We start from the raw sequence: 19,020 nt of genomic DNA, 5'->3' as shown, positions 1-19,020 counted from the left end.
GAGCCGCCCCCACGCGTCGCCGGAGGCGGAGGCCCGCGGCGTCATGCTGACAGCGAACACGTCGCTCCGACGGCGACTAGCCTGGCGCCATGGCCGTGCCCGCTCTCTCCGTGACCTCCCTGCCGCTCTCTCGACTCTCCGCGTCGCTCGTCGTCGTCGGGGTGCGACGAGGCCCCGACGGGCCGGTCATCGCGCTCGAGGACGCACCCGAGGAGCTCGCGGCCCTGCTCATCCCGCTCGGGGTGACGGGCGCAGCCGACGAGTTCCGCCGAGGCCCCGTTCCCGCGGGATGGCGCTCCCCCGTCGCCTTCGTCGGCCTCGGCGCCGAAGCGTCGCGTTCCGCGCTCCGCTCGGCCGCCGGTACGGTCGGGCGCTCGAGTGCCGGGCTCGCCTCGATCGTGCTCGCCCTGCCCGTCACGGACGAAGCGGAGGCCACCGTCGTGCTCGAGTCGGCCGCGAGCGGTGCCTACGCCTATCTCGCCTATCGCACGGGGTCCGAGCTGAGCGCCAAGCAGCCGGTGAGCGACATCGCCCTGCACGCGCCGGACGCGCTGGACGGTCAACGGATCGTGGCTGCGGCCGGGGCTACCGCCCTCGCGACGCATCTCGTGCGCGACCTCGTCAACGAGCCGGCATCCGACCTCTACCCCGCGACCTTCGTCGAGCGCGTGCACTCACTCGCCGAAGGCCTCCCGGTGGAGATCGACGTGCTCGACGAAGAGCGCCTGGCGGCCGAGGGCTACGGAGGCATCCTCGGCGTCGGCAGCGGGTCGACGCGCGGGCCCCGCCTCGCCGTCGTGCGCTATGCACCCGACGGGGCAGAGCGGCACCTCGCGATCATCGGCAAGGGCATCACCTTCGACTCGGGCGGGCTCTCGCTCAAGCCGCCTGCCTCGATGCCCACGATGAAGTACGACATGACGGGTGCCGCGACCGCGCTCGCGGTCGTGCTCGATGCCGCGCGACGCGCACTCCCCGTGCGGGTGTCCGCGTGGCTCTGCCTGGCCGAGAACATGCCCTCGGGCAGTGCCGTGCGTCCGGGCGACGTGCTGCGGATGTGGAACGGCACGACCGTCGAAGTCACCAACACGGATGCCGAAGGTCGCCTGGTGCTTGCCGACGGGCTGGCCGCAGCCGCGACCGAGCGCCCCGACCTGCTCGTCGACGTCGCGACCCTCACCGGGGCCGCCCGGGTGGCACTGGGCGAGCGCACGGCCGGGGTCATGGGCGATGCACCCGCCGTCGACCGGGTGCTCGCCGCCGCGCAGGCCTCCGATGAATCGATGTGGGCGATGCCGCTTCCCGCGGAGTTGCGTTCGGTGCTCGACTCCGACGTCGCCGACCTCGCCAATGCGAAGCCCGGGCACACCGCGGGCGGCATGCTCGTAGCCGGGCACTTCCTGCGCGCCTTCGTCGGCGAGGCGGGCGGCGAGGGTCCCGGTGCGCGCATCGGATGGGCTCATCTCGACATCGCCGGACCCGCCTACAACTCGGGATCGCCCTACGGCGCCGTAGGCAAGGGGCCCAGCGCCGTGGCCGTGCGAACGCTCCTCGCGCTGACGGCGGAGCTCGCACAGCCGTAGTAGGGTCGTGGAGGCAAGGAACGCCTTGCCGATTCCGCTCCGCGACACCACCGATGACGCGGGGTTTCCGACACGTGAAGCGCAAGGGAGTTTCTCCAGTGTCCGAGCAGACCTTCGACCTCGTCGTCCTGGGAGCGGGAAGCGGTGGCTACGCCGCTGCCCTCCGCTACGCCCAGCTCGGCAAGTCCGTGGCCCTCATCGAAAAGGACAAGGTCGGCGGCACCTGCCTCCACGTCGGCTGTATCCCCACGAAGGCCCTCCTGCACTCCGCCGAAGTCGCGGATGTCGCACGCGAGTCGGCCAAGTACGGGGTGACCACCCAGTTCGGCGGCATCGACATCGCCGCCGTCACGAGCTACCGCGAGGGCATCGTCGCGGGCAAGTACAAGGGCCTCCAGGCGCACATCAAGGGTCGCGGCATCACGACCATCGAGGGCGCCGGCCGCCTCACCTCGCCGAACACGGTGCAGGTGGGCGACCAGACCATCCGAGGCACCAACGTCATCCTCGCGACCGGTTCCTACTCGCGCACGCTCCCCGGCCTCGAGATCGGCGGACGCGTCATCACCTCCGAGCAGGCCCTCGCCCTCGACTTCGTGCCGAAGAAGGTGGCCGTGCTCGGCGGCGGCGTGATCGGCGTCGAGTTCTCGAGCGTCTGGAAGAGCTGGGGTGCTGACGTCACGATCATCGAGGCGCTGCCGCACCTCGTGCCCAACGAGGACGAGTCGATCTCGAAGCACTTCGAGCGGGCCTTCCGCCGTCGCGGCATCGAGTACAAGCTCGGCGTGCGCTTCTCGGGCGTGACTCAGAACGAGTCGGGCGTCGTCGTGACGCTCGAGAACGGCGAGACCGTAGAGGCCGACCTCCTGCTCGTCGCCGTCGGTCGCGGCCCGCTGACCGCGAACCTCGGATACGAAGAGGTCGGCGTGCAGCTCGACCGCGGCTTCGTGGTGGTCGACGACAAGCTGCAGACCACCGTGCCCGGCGTCTACGCTGTCGGCGACATCGTGCCGGGCCTGCAGCTCGCGCACCGCGGCTTCCAGCAGGGCATCTTCGTGGCCGAGGTGCTCGCGGGCCTCGATCCGATCATGGTCGAGGACGTCAACATCCCCAAGGTGACCTACTCCGACCCCGAGGTCGCCTCGGTCGGTCTCACGGAGGCCAAGGCCGCCGAGAAGTACGGCGCCGAGAACATCACCGCGTTCGAGTACAACCTCGCCGGAAACGGCAAAAGCCACATCATCGGCACCTCGGGAATCGTCAAGGCCGTGCGCGTCAACGACGGCCCCATCGTGGGTGTGCACATGATCGGAGCTCGCGTCGGTGAGCTCATCGGCGAGTCGCAGCTCGTCGTCGACTGGGAGGCGTACCCCGAGGACATCGCCCCCTACATCCACGCCCACCCGACGCAGAACGAGGCTCTCGGTGAGACCTTCCTGGCTCTTGCCGGGAAGCCCCTTCACGTCTGAGCGCCACAGCTAAGCTAGAACGACACGGCTTTGAACAAGGAGCAGCACCGATGAGCGAATCCGTCAGCCTCCCGGCGCTCGGCGAGAGCGTCACGGAAGGTACGGTGACCCGCTGGCTGAAGAAGGTCGGCGACCGCGTGGAGGTCGACGAGCCTCTGCTGGAGGTCTCGACCGACAAGGTCGACACGGAGATCCCCTCCCCCGTCGCCGGGGTGGTCGAGGAGATCCTGGTGGCCGAAGACGAGACCGTCGAGGTCGGTGCACCGCTCGTGCGCATCGGCGACGGCTCGGGTGGCGGCGAGGCCGCCGCTCCCGAGGCGCCGGCCGCCGAGGCGGCTCCCGCTGCTGAGGCCCCCGCTGCCGAAGCAGCTCCCGCTGCTGAGGCCCCCGCAGCCGAAGCAGTTCCTGCGGCCGAGGCTCCTGCGGCCCAGGCTCCTGCGGCTGAGCCCGCTCCCGCTCCGACGCCTGCCGCCGAGGCGGCACCGGCTCCGGCCGCGGAAGCCGCTCCGGCCGCCGAGGCGCCGGCTCCTGCTGCCGAGGCGCCCGCTCCGGCAGCTGAGGCGCCGGCGACCCAGCCGGCACCGGAAGCAGCTGCCGCCCCTGCCGCCGAGGCTCCTGCCGCTGCTCCCGCTGCTGAGGCACCCGCGGCCCCCGCTGCTGAGGCGCCCGCGCCCGCAGCGGAAGCACCTGCCGCCGCGGCCGCCGCCCCGTCGTCCCGCGTCGGCTACGTCACCCCCATCGTGCGCAAGCTCGCCACCGAGAAGGGTGTCGAGCTCGACACGGTGTCGGGCACCGGCGTCGGAGGCCGCATCCGCAAGCAGGATGTGCTCGCCGCCGCCGAGACGAGCGCGCCGGCTGCCGCGGCTCCTGCATCCGAGGCACCCGCCGCTCCCGCGCCCGCCGCTGAGGTCTCGCCGCTGCGCGGCACGACCGTGCCGATGACGCGTCTGCGCAAGGTCGTCGCCGAGCGCGCCGTCGTCTCGATGACCACGACCGCCCAGCTCACCACGGTCGTCGAGGCCGACGTCACGAAGGTCGCGGCGCTGCGCAACGAGGTGAAGGACGACTTCCTGGCCAAGACGGGCACGAAGCTCTCGTTCCTGCCCTTCTTCGCCCTGGCGGCCGCCGAGGCGCTGCGCACCTTCCCGATCATCAACGCGACGGTCGACGGCGACAACATCGTCTACCCCGACACCGAGAACCTCTCGATCGCGGTGGACACCGAGCGCGGTCTGCTCACCCCGGTGATCCGCGACGCGGGCGAGCTCGACATCGCCGCTCTCGCGAAGGAGATCGCCGACCTCGCCGAGCGCACGCGCGACAACAAGCTGAAGCCCGACGAGCTCGCCGGCGGCACCTTCACCCTCACCAACACCGGATCGCGTGGCGCGTTGTTCGACACGCCGCTCGTGTTCCTGCCGCAGGTCGCGATCCTCGGCACCGGTGTCGTGACCAAGAAGCCCGTCGTGGTGAGCGACAGCGGAACCGACGCGATCGCCGTGCGCTCGACCGTCTACCTCGCCCTGTCGTACGACCACCGCATCGTCGACGGTGCGGATGCGGCACGCTTCCTGGGTGCCGTCAAGGCGCGCCTCGAGGCGGGCGACTTCCGCGGATCGCTCGGCATCTAGTCGATTCCGCTCGCGACCCAGTCGCGAATACGCCATCCGGCCTCGCTTCTCATCAGCAGCAGCGAGGCCGGAGCCGTTTGCGGGCCGACCTCCACGAGCGCGCTGTCACCCAGTCGCTCCACGAGCCGCGCGGCGTCGGCCTCCGCCGTGGCGTAGTCGGCCTCGTCGCCGTCGCGCAGCTGCTGTATGGCGGCGCGATCGGCCGTCAACGCCGAGGAACCCTGCTGATCGACGTGCTCCAGGCACAGCACCGAGAGCTCGGCGAAGCAGCCAGCACGTCTCTCGAGCAGCGCGAGCGCGGCGGCGACCGGATCATCGCCCGCGATCACGACATCGGTCGCGGTCTCGCGGGGCTCAGCGGGAGGGGGCTCGGTCACCTCTGGGGAGGCCGCGGCCGGACGCAGCTCGCCGGCCGGCCGCGATCCCTGCGCGTCTGCGGCGGTCGGAAGGGCCAGGAGCACCGCCCCGGCGGCGACGGCCGCCCCACCCGCGACCACGAGGCGGCGCCGGGCGGTCGGAAGGGCGTCGAGGCGAGCGCGCAGGGCACGCGCCCTCGCCGATACCCGCGCCGACACCGCCGCGTATCGCTGGGATCGCACCGTGGAATCGGCCTCGGGCTCGGCCGTGACCTCGTCCTGCACGACGGGAACGAGTCGCATCGCCTGAGACTGGCGGGCTGACGGGTCGAGCGACGGCGGGTCGAGACGTGCAACGGGCACGGCCGCCGCGAGGTCGACGAGGCCATCTCCAAGGGTGGCGACGAGCGCCGCGGCGGGGGTCTCTTCGATCGCGTCGGCGAGCACGTGCGCCGCTCGCGCCCGCGAGCCGGCCACCCGCTGCAGTACGTCGCCGGCGAGGGCACGCACGGCATCCCGATCGCGGGCCACGGCGCCGAGCCGCGCCAGCACGGCCTCAGGCGAACCCGGCGCGAACAGCTCGGCGTGCCCGAGATCGACGAGCACTCCCCGGTCTCGGCCACGACGACCGCGGCGGCGCTCAGCTCAGCGTGCGCGACGCCCGCCGCGTGCAGCCGCGCGACCGCCTCCACGACGGGGCGCAGCACGGCGACGACCTCGCCGGCATCCCACTGCTCGCGTTCGGCGAGCAGGGTCGCCAGGCGCGGACCGACGCAATGGTCGCGCAGCACGGCGGCGCCCATCCGATCATCGACGACATCCACGAGCGAGACGATTCCGGCACCCCGAGCTCGATCCAGTGCGACGGCCTCGGCGCGCACCATGCGGGCCCCGACCGTGTCGAGAGGCCGCACGAGCACGGCGGGCCGCGGTCGTTCGCCCTCCAGCCGCACGAGCCAACGCTCGCGGTGCGCGTCGCCTCCGAGCGGACGGACGATGCGGATCCCCGGTAACTCGCGCACGATGCTCACCCCACGATCGTGCGACGCGGTGCGCCGGCCCGGGCGGCATCCGCCGAGAATCGGTAACACCACCCCGAACGGTCGGTTGGGGAGGATCGGACGGGTTAGGGTTGACGGGTGGTCGACTATGTCGACGCGGGACTAAGCGCCAATTCCGTGTCGTATTCGACGGCCCTCGAACGCCAGCGTGCTCTGCACGCCGACGTCGCGAGTGGCCGGGCGCCCGATACCGTGCTTCTTCTGGAGCACCCGCCCGTCTATACCGCCGGCAAGCGGACCGAACCGCACGAGAGGCCCGCTGACGGCACGCCCGTCATCGACGTCGATCGTGGCGGCAAGATCACCTGGCACGGCCCCGGACAGCTCGTGGGCTATCCCATCGTGCGGCTCGCCGACCCGATCGACGTGGTCGCCTATGTGCGACGCCTCGAGGACCTGCTGATCGACGTGCTCGCCGACCACGGCATCTCCGGCGTGCGCGTCGAGGGACGCAGCGGGGTGTGGATCGATCGGCCGGGAGCCCCTGCCGACAAGATCGCCGCCATCGGCATCCGTGTCGCCGACGGGGTCACCATGCACGGCTTCGCGCTGAACTGCAGCAACGATCTCGTGCCCTATCGCTCGATCATCGCGTGCGGCATCCGCGACGCCGGCGTCACGACGATGAGCCGTGAGCTCGGGCGGCAGGTGACACCGCGCGATGTCGTGCCGGATGTCATCCGCCGTTTCGAGAACGCGCTCGCCGGCAGTCTCGCCGCGCGCGCCACGCACGATGTGGCGGTACCGGCATGAGCACGCCTCCCGAGGGCCGCAAGCTGCTGCGCCTCGAGGTACGCAATGCCCAGACCCCGATCGAGCGCAAGCCGGAGTGGATCAAGACCCGCGCCAAGATGGGGCCCGAGTTCACGGCGCTGCAGTCGCTCGTGAAGAGCGAGGACCTGCACACCGTGTGCCAGGAAGCGGGGTGCCCCAACATCTACGAGTGCTGGGAGGACCGCGAAGCGACGTTCCTCATCGGCGGGAGCCAGTGCACCAGGCGTTGCGACTTCTGCCAGATCGACACGGGCAAGCCCGCCGCCTATGACACCGACGAGCCGCGCCGCGTCGCCGAATCGGTGCAGCGGATGGGCCTGCGCTACGCGACGGTCACGGGAGTCGCCCGCGACGACCTGCCTGACGAGGGAGCCTGGTTGCATGCCGAGACGGTGCGTGCCATCCACGCCGCCAATCCGGGCACGGGCGTCGAGATCCTGGCGACGGACTTCTCCGGCAACCCCGAGCTGCTCGGCGAGGTGTTCTCGAGCCGACCTGAGGTGTTCGCGCACAACGTCGAGACGGTTCCGCGCATCTTCAAACGCATCCGCCCGGCGTTCCGCTACGACCGCTCGCTCGGCGTGATCACCGCGGCCCACGAGGCGGGACTCATCACGAAGTCGAACCTCATCCTGGGGATGGGCGAGGAGCGGCACGAGATCAGTCACGCCCTTCGCGAGCTGCGCGACGCGGGCTGCGACATCATCACCGTGACCCAGTACCTGCGCCCCTCTCCCCGCCACCTGCCGGTCGCGCGTTGGGTTCGGCCTGAGGAGTTCGTCGAGATCAAGGAGGAGGCCGAGGAGCTCGGCTTCCTCGGGGTGCTCGCCGGTCCCCTGGTGCGCTCGAGCTACCGCGCCGGCCGCCTGTGGGCGCGGTCGATGCTCGCGAAGGGCCGCGACATCCCGGAGCACCTGGCGCATCTCGCCGACAGCGAACTCGGGTTCGCGCAGGCGGTGTCCTAGGAGACCCTAGGCTGGAAGCCATGGCACGCAGCACATCCGAGAAGGAGCCCGGCCGCATCAAGCAGATGTGGCAGGTCTTCCAGATGACCCGTCGGTCGGATCCCCACATCACCTGGTATCTGATCCTCGCCTTCCTCATCCCGATCGCGATCGCCATCGTGCTCTCGGTGTTCTTCGGCGACAACGTGATCGCCTGGATCCTCTACATCGTCACGGGCGTCATGGCGGGGCTGCTGCTCGTGCTCGTGATCCTCGGGCGCCGGGCCGAACGTGCCGCGTACTCGCAGATCGCGGGTCAGCCGGGCGCCGTCGGGGCCGTGCTCAAGAACGGCCTGCGCCGCTCCTGGATCGGCAACGAGGAGCCCATCGCCTTCAGCCCGCGCACCAAGGATGCGGTGTATCGCGCCGTCGGCCGCCCCGGCGTCGTCCTGATCGGCGAGGGGCCGCGCTCCCGCACCCAGCCCATGCTCGAGAAGGAGCGGGTGGCCGTGGCGCGACTGCTGCCGAACGTGCCGCTGCACCTGATCTACGTCGGCCCCGACACGGATGCCGTGCCGCTGCACAAGATCTCCGGCAAGCTCAATCGCCTCCCGCGCAAGCTCACCAAGGCCGAGGTCATCCAGGTCGAGAAGCGCCTCACCTCGGTCGCGAAGGTCAAGGGGTTCAAGATCCCCGGGGGTATCGACCCGATGCGGATGCGCGCGCCGCGTCCGCGCTGATCACCGTCAGGCCCGGGTCAGCAGCCACACCGTCATGTTCGACGAGCTGCCGCCGATGCAGGTCTGGTAGTAGCCGGCATATCCGGCGGGGAGTACGGATGCGTCGACGCCGTAGCTGAGACCGCCGACGAGACCGGCGACGCGATAGGTGCCGTAACCGGCGAACTCGACGAGCGAACCGGTTCCGATGCCGCGCCATGCCGAACCACCGCACGACCAGTGCTCGGCCGCGTAGAAGCCTGCACCGAGGTAGCTCGCAACCGCCGCGACGTTGACGGATCCGCGGCACGCGTCGATCTCGGACTGGCCGCCCGAGGTCCAGATGCTCTCGATGTGCACACCGGCGACCCCGGCCGGAGCGGCGCGCGGCGCGCCCGCGTGCCGTGCCGCCGCCGCGGCAGCTGCGGCCGCCTGCCGTGCCGCCTCCGCCTCGGCGGCGAGTCGTGCCTGCTCGGCCTCCCAGGCCGTGACGGCGTCGTCGACGCCGCTCACGGCGGAGGCAAGCGCAACGCTCGCGTGATCGAGTGCCACCGCATTCGCTGCGACTGTCGCTTCGAGGGTGGTTCCCGGCCAGACGACGCTCGTGCGGACGCGCTCGGCGACCTGCGTGGCACGGGTGATGGCCGCATGCAGCTTCACGCGTGGCGACTCGTCGAGCACGCGGTCGGCGGAGTCGTCCCACACGAGCTGCGCCGCCGATCTCGCCTGCTCGAGCACGCGCAGCTTCGCCACCGCGCTGGCGCGCACGAGTTGCTCACCCGGTGCCGAATCCCGCACAGTCGTCGGCACCGTCCAGGTGGGCGCGTCGATCGGGCGCGCGAAGGCGCCGATGAGCAGCGCGAAGCTCGCCAGCACGAGCGCGACGTGGCGTGCGGTCACGACGCCGTGGTGCGCGGGTGCCGCATCCGGTGGCCAGAGAGGCGCCGGGTGACCGTGATGTCCGACTGCCGTCACCCTGCCACCTCGCATTCCGGATTCCGGAGTGGAGACGTCTCGGGTGGCGTCCTTTGAGCACAGTCTCCCGCCGAGCCCTTCTCAGGTCAAGGCTCGCCGATCGGGGAACTCAGACGCGCACGAGGACGGTGCCTGCCGCCTTGTCGTGGAGGCCGCGCTGGTCGCGATCCCAGATGAGCGCGGGGATGCCGAGACACAGCAGCAGCGTGCGCACAAGCGGTCGCCACAGACCCAGGTAGCCGCCCGCGAGCGGCACCACGCGGAGCCGGACGAGAAGATGGCCGAGGCTGCCATTCACGACGATGAGGAAGAGATATTGCAGGGCCGCGAAGATGCCGAGCGTGATGAACGGGTCGGTGCCCAACTGCGTCGGAAAGAACGCCCACGACAGCAGGTAGGCGACACCCCAATCGATCACGATCGCGATGAGACGCCGTCCCAGGCGCCCGATCGAGCGCGGTCCCGACTCGGGCAACCCGAGCCTCTCTCCCGGCCAGCGGTTCTCGACGGGGTCGGCGGCGGGAGAACTCACCCCCTCACTCTAGGCAGCACCGCGTAACATGCCGGAAACAAACCGGTCACCGTCGGGAAATGCCGTCGCCCTAACCTCGCATCGTCTGCACCCGCAGCCGACCCGTTCCACGCCCCTGGAGTATTCCCCTATGTCCAAGCCTCTGTTCAGCGACTCGTCTGAGGTGCTGAAGTTCATCAAGGACACGGATGTCAAGTTCCTCGACATCCGCTTCACCGACCTGCCGGGCATCCAGCAGCACTTCAACATCCCCGCCTCGACCGTCGACGAGGACTTCTTCACGGTCGGCCAGCTCTTCGACGGCTCGTCGATCCGCGGCTTCCAATCGATCCACGAGTCGGACCTGCAGCTCATCCCCGACATCTCCACGGCGTACGTCGACCCGTTCCGCACCGAGCGCACGCTCGTCATCATCTTCGACATCTACAACCCCCGCACGGGCGAGGTCTACGGGCGCGACCCGCGCCAGGTGGCCAAGAAGGCCGAGAAGTACCTCGCCTCGACCGGGATCGCCGACACGGCGTTCTTCGCCCCCGAGGCGGAGTTCTACATCTTCGACGACGTGCGCTACGAGGTGAAGCAGAACAAGTCGTACTACGAGGTGGACTCCTCGGAGGCCGCCTGGAACTCGGGGCGCGAGGAAGAGGGCGGCAACCTCGCCAACAAGACCCCCTTCAAGGGCGGCTACTTCCCCGTCACCCCGGTCGACCAGCACGCCGACCTCCGCGATGACATCGTGCTCAAGCTCATGGAGGTCGGGCTCGAGGTCGAGCGCAGCCACCACGAGGTGGGCACCGCCGGCCAGGGCGAGATCAACTACAAGTTCGACACGATGGTGCACTCGGCGGATGACATCCTGAAGTTCAAGTACATCGTCAAGAACACGGCGCTCGAGTGGGGCAAGACGGCGACCTTCATGCCGAAGCCGCTCATGGGCGACAACGGTTCGGGCATGCACACCCACCAGTCGCTGTGGAACGAGGGCAAGCCGCTGTTCTACGACGAGCAGGGCTACGGCGGCCTCTCCGACATCGCGCGCTGGTACATCGGCGGCATCCTGAAGCACGCGGCGTCGATCTCGGCGTTCACCAACCCGACCGTCAACTCGTACCGCCGGCTCATCCCCGGGTTCGAGGCGCCGGTCAACCTGGTGTACTCGGCCGGTAACCGCTCGGCCGCGATCCGCATCCCGATCACGGGCACCAACCCGAAGGCGAAGCGCATCGAGTTCCGCGCGCCCGACGCATCGGGCAACCCGTACCTCGCGTTCGCGGTGCAGCTCATGGCCGGCATCGACGGCATCAAGAACAAGATCGAGCCCCACGAGCCCGTCGACAAGGACCTCTACGAGCTGCCGCCCGAGGAAGCCCGCAACATCCCGCAGCTGCCGGGCTCGCTCGAGGAGGCCCTGCGCGCCCTCGAGTCCGACCACGACTACCTCCTCGAGGGCGGCGTGTTCACCCAGGACCTCATCGACACCTGGATCGCCTACAAGCGCGAGAAGGAGCTCCTCCCCTTCGCCCAGCGCCCGCACCCCTTCGAGTACGAGCTGTACTTCGGGGTGTAAGCCCCTCGCCAACGTCGCTGTCAGGGCCGTCTTCTTCGGAAGGCGGCCCTGACGCCGTTCTCAGAGGCGCGAGCCGTAGAAGAGACGCTCGAACACCTGGCGGGAACGGCGGGTCGTGCGCAGGTAGTCGTCGTCGAGGCGGCTCGCGGAGTGCGGCGGGTACTCCATGAGGCGCGCGACGCCCTCCAGGGCGCGGCGGTCGGTGGGCAGCACGTCGGCGGTCTTCGCGGTCCAGAGCGTCATCGCGGAACGGGCGCGGGATGCGATGAGCCAGGCCGCGCGCAGGCGTTCCGCATCCGGTTCCGTGACGAGCCCTGTGTCGACGGCAGCGGCGAGGGCGCGCAGCGTGGAGGTCGTACGCAGGGCCGGCACGTCGTGGGCGTGCTCGAGCTGCCAGAGCTGCACGAGCCACTCGACATCCGACAGGGAACCGCGACCGAGCTTGAGGTGCCGCGCCGGGTCGGCGCCCTGGGGTAGCCGCTCCGACTCGACGCGCGCCTTGATGCGCTTGACCTCGCGCACCGCATCCGGACCGATCGACGCGGGAAAGCGGATGCCGTCGGCCATCGTCGTGAAGTCGTCGAGCAGCGCCTCGTCGCCCGCGACGCCGCGCGCCCGGAGCAGCGCCTGCGCCTCCCAGGTGAGCGACCAGCGGGCGTAGTAGGCGCGATAGCTCTCGAGCGAGCGCACGATCGCGCCGTTCTTGCCCTCCGGGCGCAAGCCCAGGTCGAGATCGAGTGGCAGCCGCACGTCGTCGGTGAGGCGCTTGATCTCGTGCACGATCTGCTCGGCGCGCTTCTGCGCCGCGTCGGCGTCGCCGCTCGTGCCCCGGTAGACGTACATGATGTCGGCGTCGCTGCCGAACCCGAGCTCGGCCCCGCCATAGCGACCCATCGCGATGATGCCGAACTCGAGCTCATCGGAACCGCGGCGCGCCAACCGCAGCGCGCCCGTGAGGATCGCCGTCGTCACATCCGACAGGGCCACCCCGAGATCCTCGACCGACACGAGGCCGACCATCGCCGCGAGCGAGAGACGCAGCACCTCGCGGCGGCGAGCTGTGCGCAACGCCTTGGCCGCCGCATCCGCGTCGCCCGCGTAGCGCGCGATGGTCGCCTCCGTCTCGTCGAGCAGCTCCGGAAGCGGTCGCGGCTGCAGCTCGGCGTCGTTCTCGAGCCAGGCGGCCGCTTCGGGGATGCGCTCGAACAGGCCGCCGATGTAGCGCGACCCCGACAGCACGTGCGTGAGTCGTTCGGCGACGCCGGATGAGTCGCGCAACATCCGCAGGAACCAGTGAGTCTCACCCAGATCCTCCGAGAGCCGGCGGAACGCGAGCAGCCCGTAGTCGGGATCCGCCCCCTCCGCGAGCCACCGCAGCATGACGGGCAACAGAGCGCGCTGGATCGCCGCACGTCGCGACACACCGCCCGTGAGGGCCGCGATGTGCCGCAGCGCGCCTCCCGGGTCGAGGAAGCCGATCGCGGCGAGCCGCGCCTCGGCCTGCTCGCTCGTGAGCGCGAAGCCCTCCTCCGGCAGCGACGCGACGGCCGAGAGCAGCGGACGGTAGAACAACCGCTCGTGCAGCCCGCGCACACTCTGCTGCACCCCGTGCCAGGTGTCGATGAGCTCCGAGGCGGTGGACGCCACCCGGCTGCCGCGCGCGACGGCGCGCTGCTCCGCCTCGCTGCGCGGCATGAGGTGGGTGCGACGCAATCGGGACAGCTGGATGCGGTGCTCGAGCAGGCGCAGGAAGCGGTAGTCGCGCCCGAATTCGGCGGCCTCGACGCGGCCGATGTACCCGCGCTCGGCGAGTGCGTCGAGCGCGTCGAGTGTCGAGCGCTGCCGGATCTCCCCGTCGACCTGACCGTGAACGAGCTGCAGCAGCTGGATCGTGAACTCCACATCGCGCAGGCCGCCCGGCCCGAGCTTGAGCTGCACGTCGACCTCGTCGCGCGGGATGTGCGCGAGCACGCGCTCGCGCATCCGCTGCACGGACTCCACGAAGCCCTCGCGAGACGACGCCGACCAGACCTTCGGGGCGACGCCCGCCACGAAGCGCTCCCCCAGCTCGAGGTCACCCGCGAGTGCCCGGGCCTTCAGCAGCGCCTGGAACTCCCAGCTCTTCGCCCAGCGGTCGTAATAGGCGAGGTGCGAGTCCAGGGTGCGCACGAGCGCGCCGTCCTTGCCCTCTGGTCGCAGATTCGCGTCGACCTCCCACAGCGGGGGCTCGAGCGCGAGTTCGTGGATGGCGTTCATGGTGTCGACGGCGAGGCGCGTCGCGATCTCCACGGCGCGCGCGTCCGAGATGCCGTCACCCGCGGCGACGAAGATCACGTCGACATCGCTCAGGTAGTTGAGCTCGCGCGCGCCGGCCTTGCCCATGCCGATGATCGCGAGCTGCGTTGCGGCAACCTCGTCGGCGGGGAAGCGCGAACCGGAACGTGCGACGGCGAGGGCGGCATCCAGGGCGGCCCCGGCGAGATCGGCGAGGGCCGCCGCCACCTGCGGCAGCGTGTCGATCGGCTCGGGCTGGTCGAGGTCCCACGCCGCGAGCCGCACCAGCTCCCGGCGATACGTGCGGCGGAGGGCGTTCGCGCCGTCCTCACCCGTGAGCCCCTGGACGGCCGCGAGCAACGCCGCCCGGTAGCTCGCCGCGGGTGCGGGCGACTCCATCGGTTCGGTCAGCACCGCGAGCTCCGCGGGGTGTCGCTTCAGGAACACCGCGAGCCCCTCGGATGCGCCCAGCACCTCGATCAGACGCCGCGCGGCATCCTCGTGGGCGAGCACGGCGTCGGTCGCGGCCGCGTCCCGTTCGCGCAGCTCGACGAGCTCGCGGAGCGCCTGGTCGGGGTCCGCGGCGTACGAGAACAGCGGAAGCACCGCATCCGGAACCTCCGGAAGAGCAGCGGCAGCACTCCCGAGCTCGGCGAAGCCCAGCCGGGCGAGCTCCGTGAGAGTGATCGCCCGGGGGCTCAGAGCGCCTCCAGGTTCGCTTCCAGCTCGAACGGCGTCACCTGGGATCGGTAGCCGGCCCACTCGCGCCGCTTGTTGAGCAGCACGTAGTTGAAGACCTGCTCCCCCAGTGTCTCGGCCACGAGCTCCGACTCCTCCATGATGAGCAGCGCCCTGTCGAGGCTCGAGGGCAGCGCCTGATAGCCGAGCGCCCGCCGCTCGGCGTTCGTCATGTTGAAGACGTCGGAGTCGGCCTCGGGCGGGAGTTCGTAACCCTCCTCGATGCCCTTGAGCCCCGCCGCAAGCAGGAGTGCGTACGACAAGTAGGGGTTGGCCGCCGAGTCGATGCCGCGGTACTCGACACGGGCGCTCTGCCCCTTGCCGGGCTTGTACAACGGCACGCGCACGAGGGCAGAGCGGTTGTTGTGGCCCCACGTGACATAGCTGGGCGCCTCGTCACCGCCCCACAGCCGCTTGTAGGAGTTGACGAACTGGTTGGTCACCGCTGTGATCTCCGGGGCGTGGGTCAACAGGCCCGCCACGAACTGCCGCCCGATCTGCGAGAGCTGGTACTCCCCACCCGCGTCGAAGAAGGCGTTCGCGTCCCCCTCGAAGAGCGAGACGTGCGTGTGCATGCCGGAACCGGGATGCTCCGAGAACGGCTTCGGCATGAACGTCGCGTAGACGCCCTGCTCGATCGCGACCTCCTTCACGACGGTGCGGAAGGTCATGATGTTGTCGGCCGTGGTGAGCGCGTCGGCATAGCGCAGGTCGATCTCGTTCTGGCCGGGGCCCGCCTCATGGTGGCTGAACTCGACCGAGATGCCCAGGTCTTCGAGCATCCGCACGCTGCGACGACGGAAGTCGTGCGCAGTCCCCCGGGCACGTTGTCGAAGTAGCCGGCGGAGTCGACCGGAACGGGGCGGCCCTTGCGCAGCTTGCTCGACTTGAGCAGGTAGAACTCGATCTCGGGATGCGTGTAGAAGGTGAAGCCGCGATCGGCCGCCTTCTCGAGCGCTCGCTTGAGCACGTTGCGCGGGTCGGCCACGGCGGGCTGCCCGTCGGGCGTCGAGATGTCGCAGAACATGCGCGCGGTCGGGTCGACCTCCCCGCGCCACGGCAGGATCTGGAACGTCGTCGGATCCGGATGCGCGAGCACGTCGGCCTCGAAGGCGCGCGTGAGCCCCTCGATCGCGGATCCGTCGATCCCGACGCCCTCGGTGAACGCCCCCTCGACCTCCGCCGGGGCCAGTGCCACCGACTTCAGGGTGCCCACGACATCCGTGAACCAGAGGCGGACGAACTTCACTCCGCGCTCCTCGATCGTGCGCAGAACGAAGTCTCGCTGCTTGTCCATCCGGGTCCTCTCGTCACTGCGTCACGGTCTCGTCTTAGGCTAGCGGCGCCTCCCTCCGATACGATGCCGTCACGGTCGATTTCGTCACCCGCCTCGTCGGCCGCTCCGCAGTGAAGCGCCGGCAGGATGCCATCGACCCGACGACCTCGGGTGCGGCGTTCCGTCGTGACCGCCGTCTTCGCAGAGGTCCGGCCCCTTCGGCCACATCAGCACCACGCCGTTCCACGGCAGAAAGCTCTTTCGACACGTGCACGTTCAGGCTTACATCGACAACGTCTTCCGCACCGCCGTTTCCCGCAACGCGGGCGAACCCGAATTCCACCAGGCGCTCCACGAGGTGCTCGAGTCGATCGGACCGGTGCTCGAGCAGCATCCCGAATACCTCGAGGCAGGGATCCTCGAGCGACTCGTCGAACCCGAGCGGCAGATCATGTTCCGCGTCCCGTGGGTCGACGACTCGGGTTCGGTGCAGGTGAACCGCGGATTCCGTGTGCAGTTCAACTCCGCGCTCGGCCCCTACAAGGGCGGCTTGCGCTTTCACCCGAGCGTCAACCTCGGCATCATCAAGTTCCTCGGTTTCGAGCAGATCCTCAAGAACGCCCTCACCGGCCAGGGCATCGGCGGGGCCAAGGGCGGCAGCGACTTCGACCCGCACGGCCGCAGCGACCGCGAGATCGAGCGCTTCTCGCAGAGCTTCATGACCGAGCTCTACCGCCACCTCGGCGAGCACACCGACGTTCCCGCGGGCGACATCGGCGTGGGCGCACGCGAGATCGGGTACCTGTTCGGCCAGTACCGCAAGATCACCAACCGCCACGAGTCGGGGATGTTCACCGGCAAGGGCGTGCAGTGGGGCGGCGCCGAGGTGCGCACCGAGGCGACGGGCTATGGCGCCGTCTTCTTCCTGCAGGAGATGCTCGCGCGTCGCGGCGAGGGACTCGAGGGGCGCACGGCGATCGTGTCGGGCTCGGGCAATGTCGCGATCTACGCGATCGAGAAACTGCACCAGCTCGGCGCCAAGGCGCTCACGGCATCCGACTCCTCGGGCTACATCGTCGACGAGGCGGGAATCGACCTCGAGCTGCTCAAGCAGCTCAAGGAGGTTGAGCGCGTGCGCATCTCCGAGTACGCCGAACGCCGCAGCTCGGCGCGGTTCGTGCCGGACCGCCGCGTCTGGGAGGTGTCGGGCGACGTCGCGATCCCGTCCGCGACCCAGAACGAGCTCGACGGTGACGATGCGGCCGCTCTCATCGCGGGCGGCGTCATCGCCGTGAGCGAGGGCGCCAACATGCCCAGCACCCCGGAGGCCGTCACGGCCTTCCAGGAGGCCGGCGTGCTGTTCGCGCCCGGCAAGGCCGCGAACGCGGGCGGCGTGGCCACCTCGGCGCTCGAGATGAGCCAGAACGCCTCGCGTCAGCGCTGGGGTTTCGACGACAGCGAGGCGCGCCTTCGTGACATCATGAGCAACGTGCACGACGCAGCGTTCGCGGCATCCGAGCGGTACGGCCGCCCGGGTGACTACGTGCTCGGTGCGAACGCGGCCGGCTTCGTGCGAGTCGCGGATGCGATGCTCGCACAGGGTCTGATCTGAGATGCCGCGAGTCCCGCTGCTGCTGGGAGGGTTCGCGCCGTTTCTGGCGGTGTCGATCTTCCACCTCGCAGTGAAGCTGGCGGGACTCGTCGAACTCGATCGGGCCACCAAGGGGCTCACGATGCCCGCGCTGCTGCTCGGGGTCGTGATCGTGATCCTGGCCGGTCGCCTGCGTCTGCGCACCTCTGTGCTCGCCCTGCTCGTGACGGCGCTGACGCTCTCCTGGCTCGGCGACGTCATGCTGCCGTTCTTCCTCGTGGGATTGAGCTTCTTCCTCGCGGCGCACCTCGCCTACATCACGGTCTTCCATGTGGGCTTCCGTCGGCGTCCGTCGTGGTGGGCGATCGGCCTGGTGCCGTGGTTCGCGGGGTTGCTGCTCGCGCTCTGGCCGTATCTCGACGAGACCTGGCCCGCCGTCGCGCTCTACGGAGCCGCGCTCGCGCTCATGGCCGCATCCGCCACCCGCGGCAACGTCTTCACGACGATCGGCGGCGCCCTGTTCGTCGCAAGCGATTCGCTGCTCGCCTTCCGCATCTTCACGCCGCTGTTCCAGACTCCGCCAGAAGACACACTCATCATGGGCCTGTACCTCGCCGCCCAGCTGGTGATCGTGATCGGTGTGCTGCGCACCGCGGTGCCGCGGATCCCCCGGTCGCCTCGCGCGTCGGTCGCCGCCGCCTAGACTGACCCAATGGCAGACGAGGTCGTCAAGAAGGTCCGCACCCGGCATTTCCAGAACGCGAAGGCCAACGGCATCAAGATCACCGGCCTCACGAGCTACGACCAGCTCACGGCGGCGATCTTCGATCGTGCCGGCATCGACTTCCTCCTGGTGGGCGACTCCGCCGGCAACAACGTCTTCGGCTACGACACGACGCTGCCGGTCACCGTCGACGAGCTCATCCCCCTCACGCGGGCGGTCGCGGGCGCGGTCAAGCGGGCGTTCGTCGTGGCGGACATGCCGTTCGGGTCGTACGAAACCAGCACCGACGAAGCCCTCCACACCGCCTTCCGCTTCATGAAGGAGACCGGCGCCCACGCGGTCAAGCTCGAGGAGGCGTGCGCTCGGCCGAACAGATCCGCCGCATCGTGTCGGCCGGCATCCCCGTGATGGCGCACATCGGGTTCACGCCGCAGAGTGAGCATCAGCTCGGTGGTCACGTGATCCAGGGTCGCGGGTCGGGTGTCGAACAGCTGCTCGCCGACGCACGAGCAGTCGAGGATGCCGGCGCGTTCGCCGTCGTGCTCGAGATGGTGCCGGCCGAGGCGGCGCGACGCGTGACCGAAGCGCTCACGATCCCCACGATCTCCGTCGGCGCCGGCCCCCACACCGACGGGCAACTGCTCGTCTGGACCGACTGGGCGGGGCTCACGACCGGGCGCATCCCCAAGTTCGTGAAGCAGTACGCGAATCTCGCCGAGGTGCTCACGGATGCGGCGCGCGCCTGGACGGCCGATGTCGCTTCCGGCGTGTACCCCGGCCCCGAGAACTCGTACAACGACTAGCTG

Annotated in this window: 14 protein-coding genes and 2 pseudogenes; 11 read left to right on the top strand and 5 right to left on the bottom strand. The window is 69.9% G+C overall.

Features of this window, described 5'->3' with window-relative positions:
- Window positions 1–89: 89 nt before the first annotated feature.
- From QQK29_RS13920 to sucB, 3 genes are all read left to right on the top strand, one after another.
- Window positions 90–1,583, top strand: a complete 1,494-nt coding sequence (locus QQK29_RS13920) for a leucyl aminopeptidase (RefSeq protein ID WP_284301144.1) — start codon at window positions 90–92, stop codon at window positions 1,581–1,583.
- Window positions 1,584–1,681: 98 nt separating this feature from the next.
- Complete coding sequence (lpdA, locus tag QQK29_RS13915) at window positions 1,682–3,052, top strand: dihydrolipoyl dehydrogenase (RefSeq protein WP_284301142.1); 1,371 nt, start codon at window positions 1,682–1,684, stop codon at window positions 3,050–3,052.
- 50 nt (window positions 3,053–3,102) lie between these two features.
- On the top strand, window positions 3,103–4,683 hold the full coding sequence (gene sucB / locus QQK29_RS13910) for a 2-oxoglutarate dehydrogenase, E2 component, dihydrolipoamide succinyltransferase (RefSeq protein WP_284301138.1): 1,581 nt from the start codon (window positions 3,103–3,105) through the stop codon (window positions 4,681–4,683).
- Here sucB and QQK29_RS13905 read toward each other — a convergent pair.
- Window positions 4,680–5,645 carry a hypothetical protein gene (locus QQK29_RS13905; RefSeq protein WP_284301135.1) on the bottom strand — a complete coding sequence of 322 codons (966 nt, stop codon included), beginning with the start codon at window positions 5,643–5,645 and terminating at the stop codon, window positions 4,680–4,682. The two genes, sucB and QQK29_RS13905, sit on opposite strands and share 4 nt — an antisense overlap.
- A 44-nt stretch (window positions 5,646–5,689) precedes the next feature.
- Here QQK29_RS13905 and QQK29_RS13900 point away from each other — a divergent pair, with 44 nt between their 5' ends.
- The 4 genes from QQK29_RS13900 to QQK29_RS13885 all read left to right on the top strand — a co-directional run bounded on the left by QQK29_RS13900 (window position 5,690) and on the right by QQK29_RS13885 (window position 8,558).
- A complete protein-coding gene (locus tag QQK29_RS13900; protein ID WP_284301133.1) occupies window positions 5,690–6,052 on the top strand; it encodes a hypothetical protein in 363 nt (120 codons plus the stop codon).
- A gap of 126 nt (window positions 6,053–6,178) precedes the next feature.
- Window positions 6,179–6,853 carry a lipoyl(octanoyl) transferase LipB gene (lipB, locus tag QQK29_RS13895; RefSeq protein ID WP_284301131.1) on the top strand — a complete coding sequence of 225 codons (675 nt, stop codon included), beginning with the start codon at window positions 6,179–6,181 and terminating at the stop codon, window positions 6,851–6,853.
- Window positions 6,850–7,839 (top strand): lipoyl synthase, encoded by a 990-nt coding sequence (gene lipA / locus QQK29_RS13890; RefSeq protein ID WP_284301129.1) that lies wholly within the window; start codon window positions 6,850–6,852, stop codon window positions 7,837–7,839. Before lipB ends, lipA begins: the two co-directional genes overlap by 4 nt.
- A 20-nt stretch (window positions 7,840–7,859) precedes the next feature.
- Window positions 7,860–8,558, top strand: coding sequence for a DUF4191 domain-containing protein (locus QQK29_RS13885; RefSeq protein ID WP_284301127.1), 699 nt, complete (start codon window positions 7,860–7,862; stop codon window positions 8,556–8,558).
- A 6-nt stretch (window positions 8,559–8,564) separates the two neighbouring features.
- Here QQK29_RS13885 and QQK29_RS13880 read toward each other — a convergent pair whose 3' ends face one another.
- Together QQK29_RS13880 and QQK29_RS13875 are read right to left on the bottom strand one after the other, a co-directional pair.
- Window positions 8,565–9,437 carry a hypothetical protein gene (locus tag QQK29_RS13880; protein ID WP_284301125.1) on the bottom strand — a complete coding sequence of 291 codons (873 nt, stop codon included), beginning with the start codon at window positions 9,435–9,437 and terminating at the stop codon, window positions 8,565–8,567.
- A gap of 184 nt (window positions 9,438–9,621) precedes the next feature.
- Complete coding sequence (locus tag QQK29_RS13875) at window positions 9,622–10,044, bottom strand: RDD family protein (protein WP_284301122.1); 423 nt, start codon at window positions 10,042–10,044, stop codon at window positions 9,622–9,624.
- A gap of 142 nt (window positions 10,045–10,186) precedes the next feature.
- Here QQK29_RS13875 and glnA point away from each other — a divergent pair, with 142 nt between their 5' ends.
- Window positions 10,187–11,611 carry a type I glutamate--ammonia ligase gene (gene glnA, locus QQK29_RS13870; protein ID WP_284301980.1) on the top strand — a complete coding sequence of 475 codons (1,425 nt, stop codon included), beginning with the start codon at window positions 10,187–10,189 and terminating at the stop codon, window positions 11,609–11,611.
- Between the two features lie 60 nt (window positions 11,612–11,671).
- Here glnA and QQK29_RS13865 read toward each other — a convergent pair whose 3' ends face one another.
- Both QQK29_RS13865 and QQK29_RS13860 read right to left on the bottom strand, forming a co-directional pair.
- On the bottom strand, window positions 11,672–14,587 hold the full coding sequence (locus QQK29_RS13865; protein ID WP_284301979.1) for a bifunctional [glutamine synthetase] adenylyltransferase/[glutamine synthetase]-adenylyl-L-tyrosine phosphorylase: 2,916 nt from the start codon (window positions 14,585–14,587) through the stop codon (window positions 11,672–11,674).
- A pseudogene (locus QQK29_RS13860) lies at window positions 14,584–15,920 on the bottom strand (glutamine synthetase family protein). The gene QQK29_RS13865 and the pseudogene QQK29_RS13860 overlap by 4 nt, the downstream one beginning before the upstream one ends.
- 247 nt (window positions 15,921–16,167) lie before the next feature.
- Between QQK29_RS13860 and gdhA the strand changes: the two are divergent.
- From gdhA to panB, 3 genes and pseudogenes are all read left to right on the top strand, one after another.
- Window positions 16,168–17,511: an NADP-specific glutamate dehydrogenase gene (gene gdhA, locus QQK29_RS13855; RefSeq protein ID WP_284301120.1), complete on the top strand. Its 1,344-nt coding sequence runs from the start codon at window positions 16,168–16,170 to the stop codon at window positions 17,509–17,511.
- A gap of 1 nt (window position 17,512) precedes the next feature.
- Window positions 17,513–18,193, top strand: a complete 681-nt coding sequence (locus QQK29_RS13850) for a lysoplasmalogenase family protein (protein ID WP_284301118.1) — start codon at window positions 17,513–17,515, stop codon at window positions 18,191–18,193.
- A gap of 9 nt (window positions 18,194–18,202) precedes the next feature.
- Window positions 18,203–19,017, top strand: a pseudogene (gene panB / locus QQK29_RS13845) (3-methyl-2-oxobutanoate hydroxymethyltransferase).
- Window positions 19,018–19,020: the final 3 nt, after the last annotated feature.

The organism is Homoserinibacter gongjuensis (assembly GCF_030161875.1).
Classification (GTDB): Bacteria; Actinomycetota; Actinomycetes; order Actinomycetales; family Microbacteriaceae; genus Homoserinibacter; species Homoserinibacter gongjuensis.
This window is presented reverse-complemented; position numbering and strand designations above follow the sequence as displayed.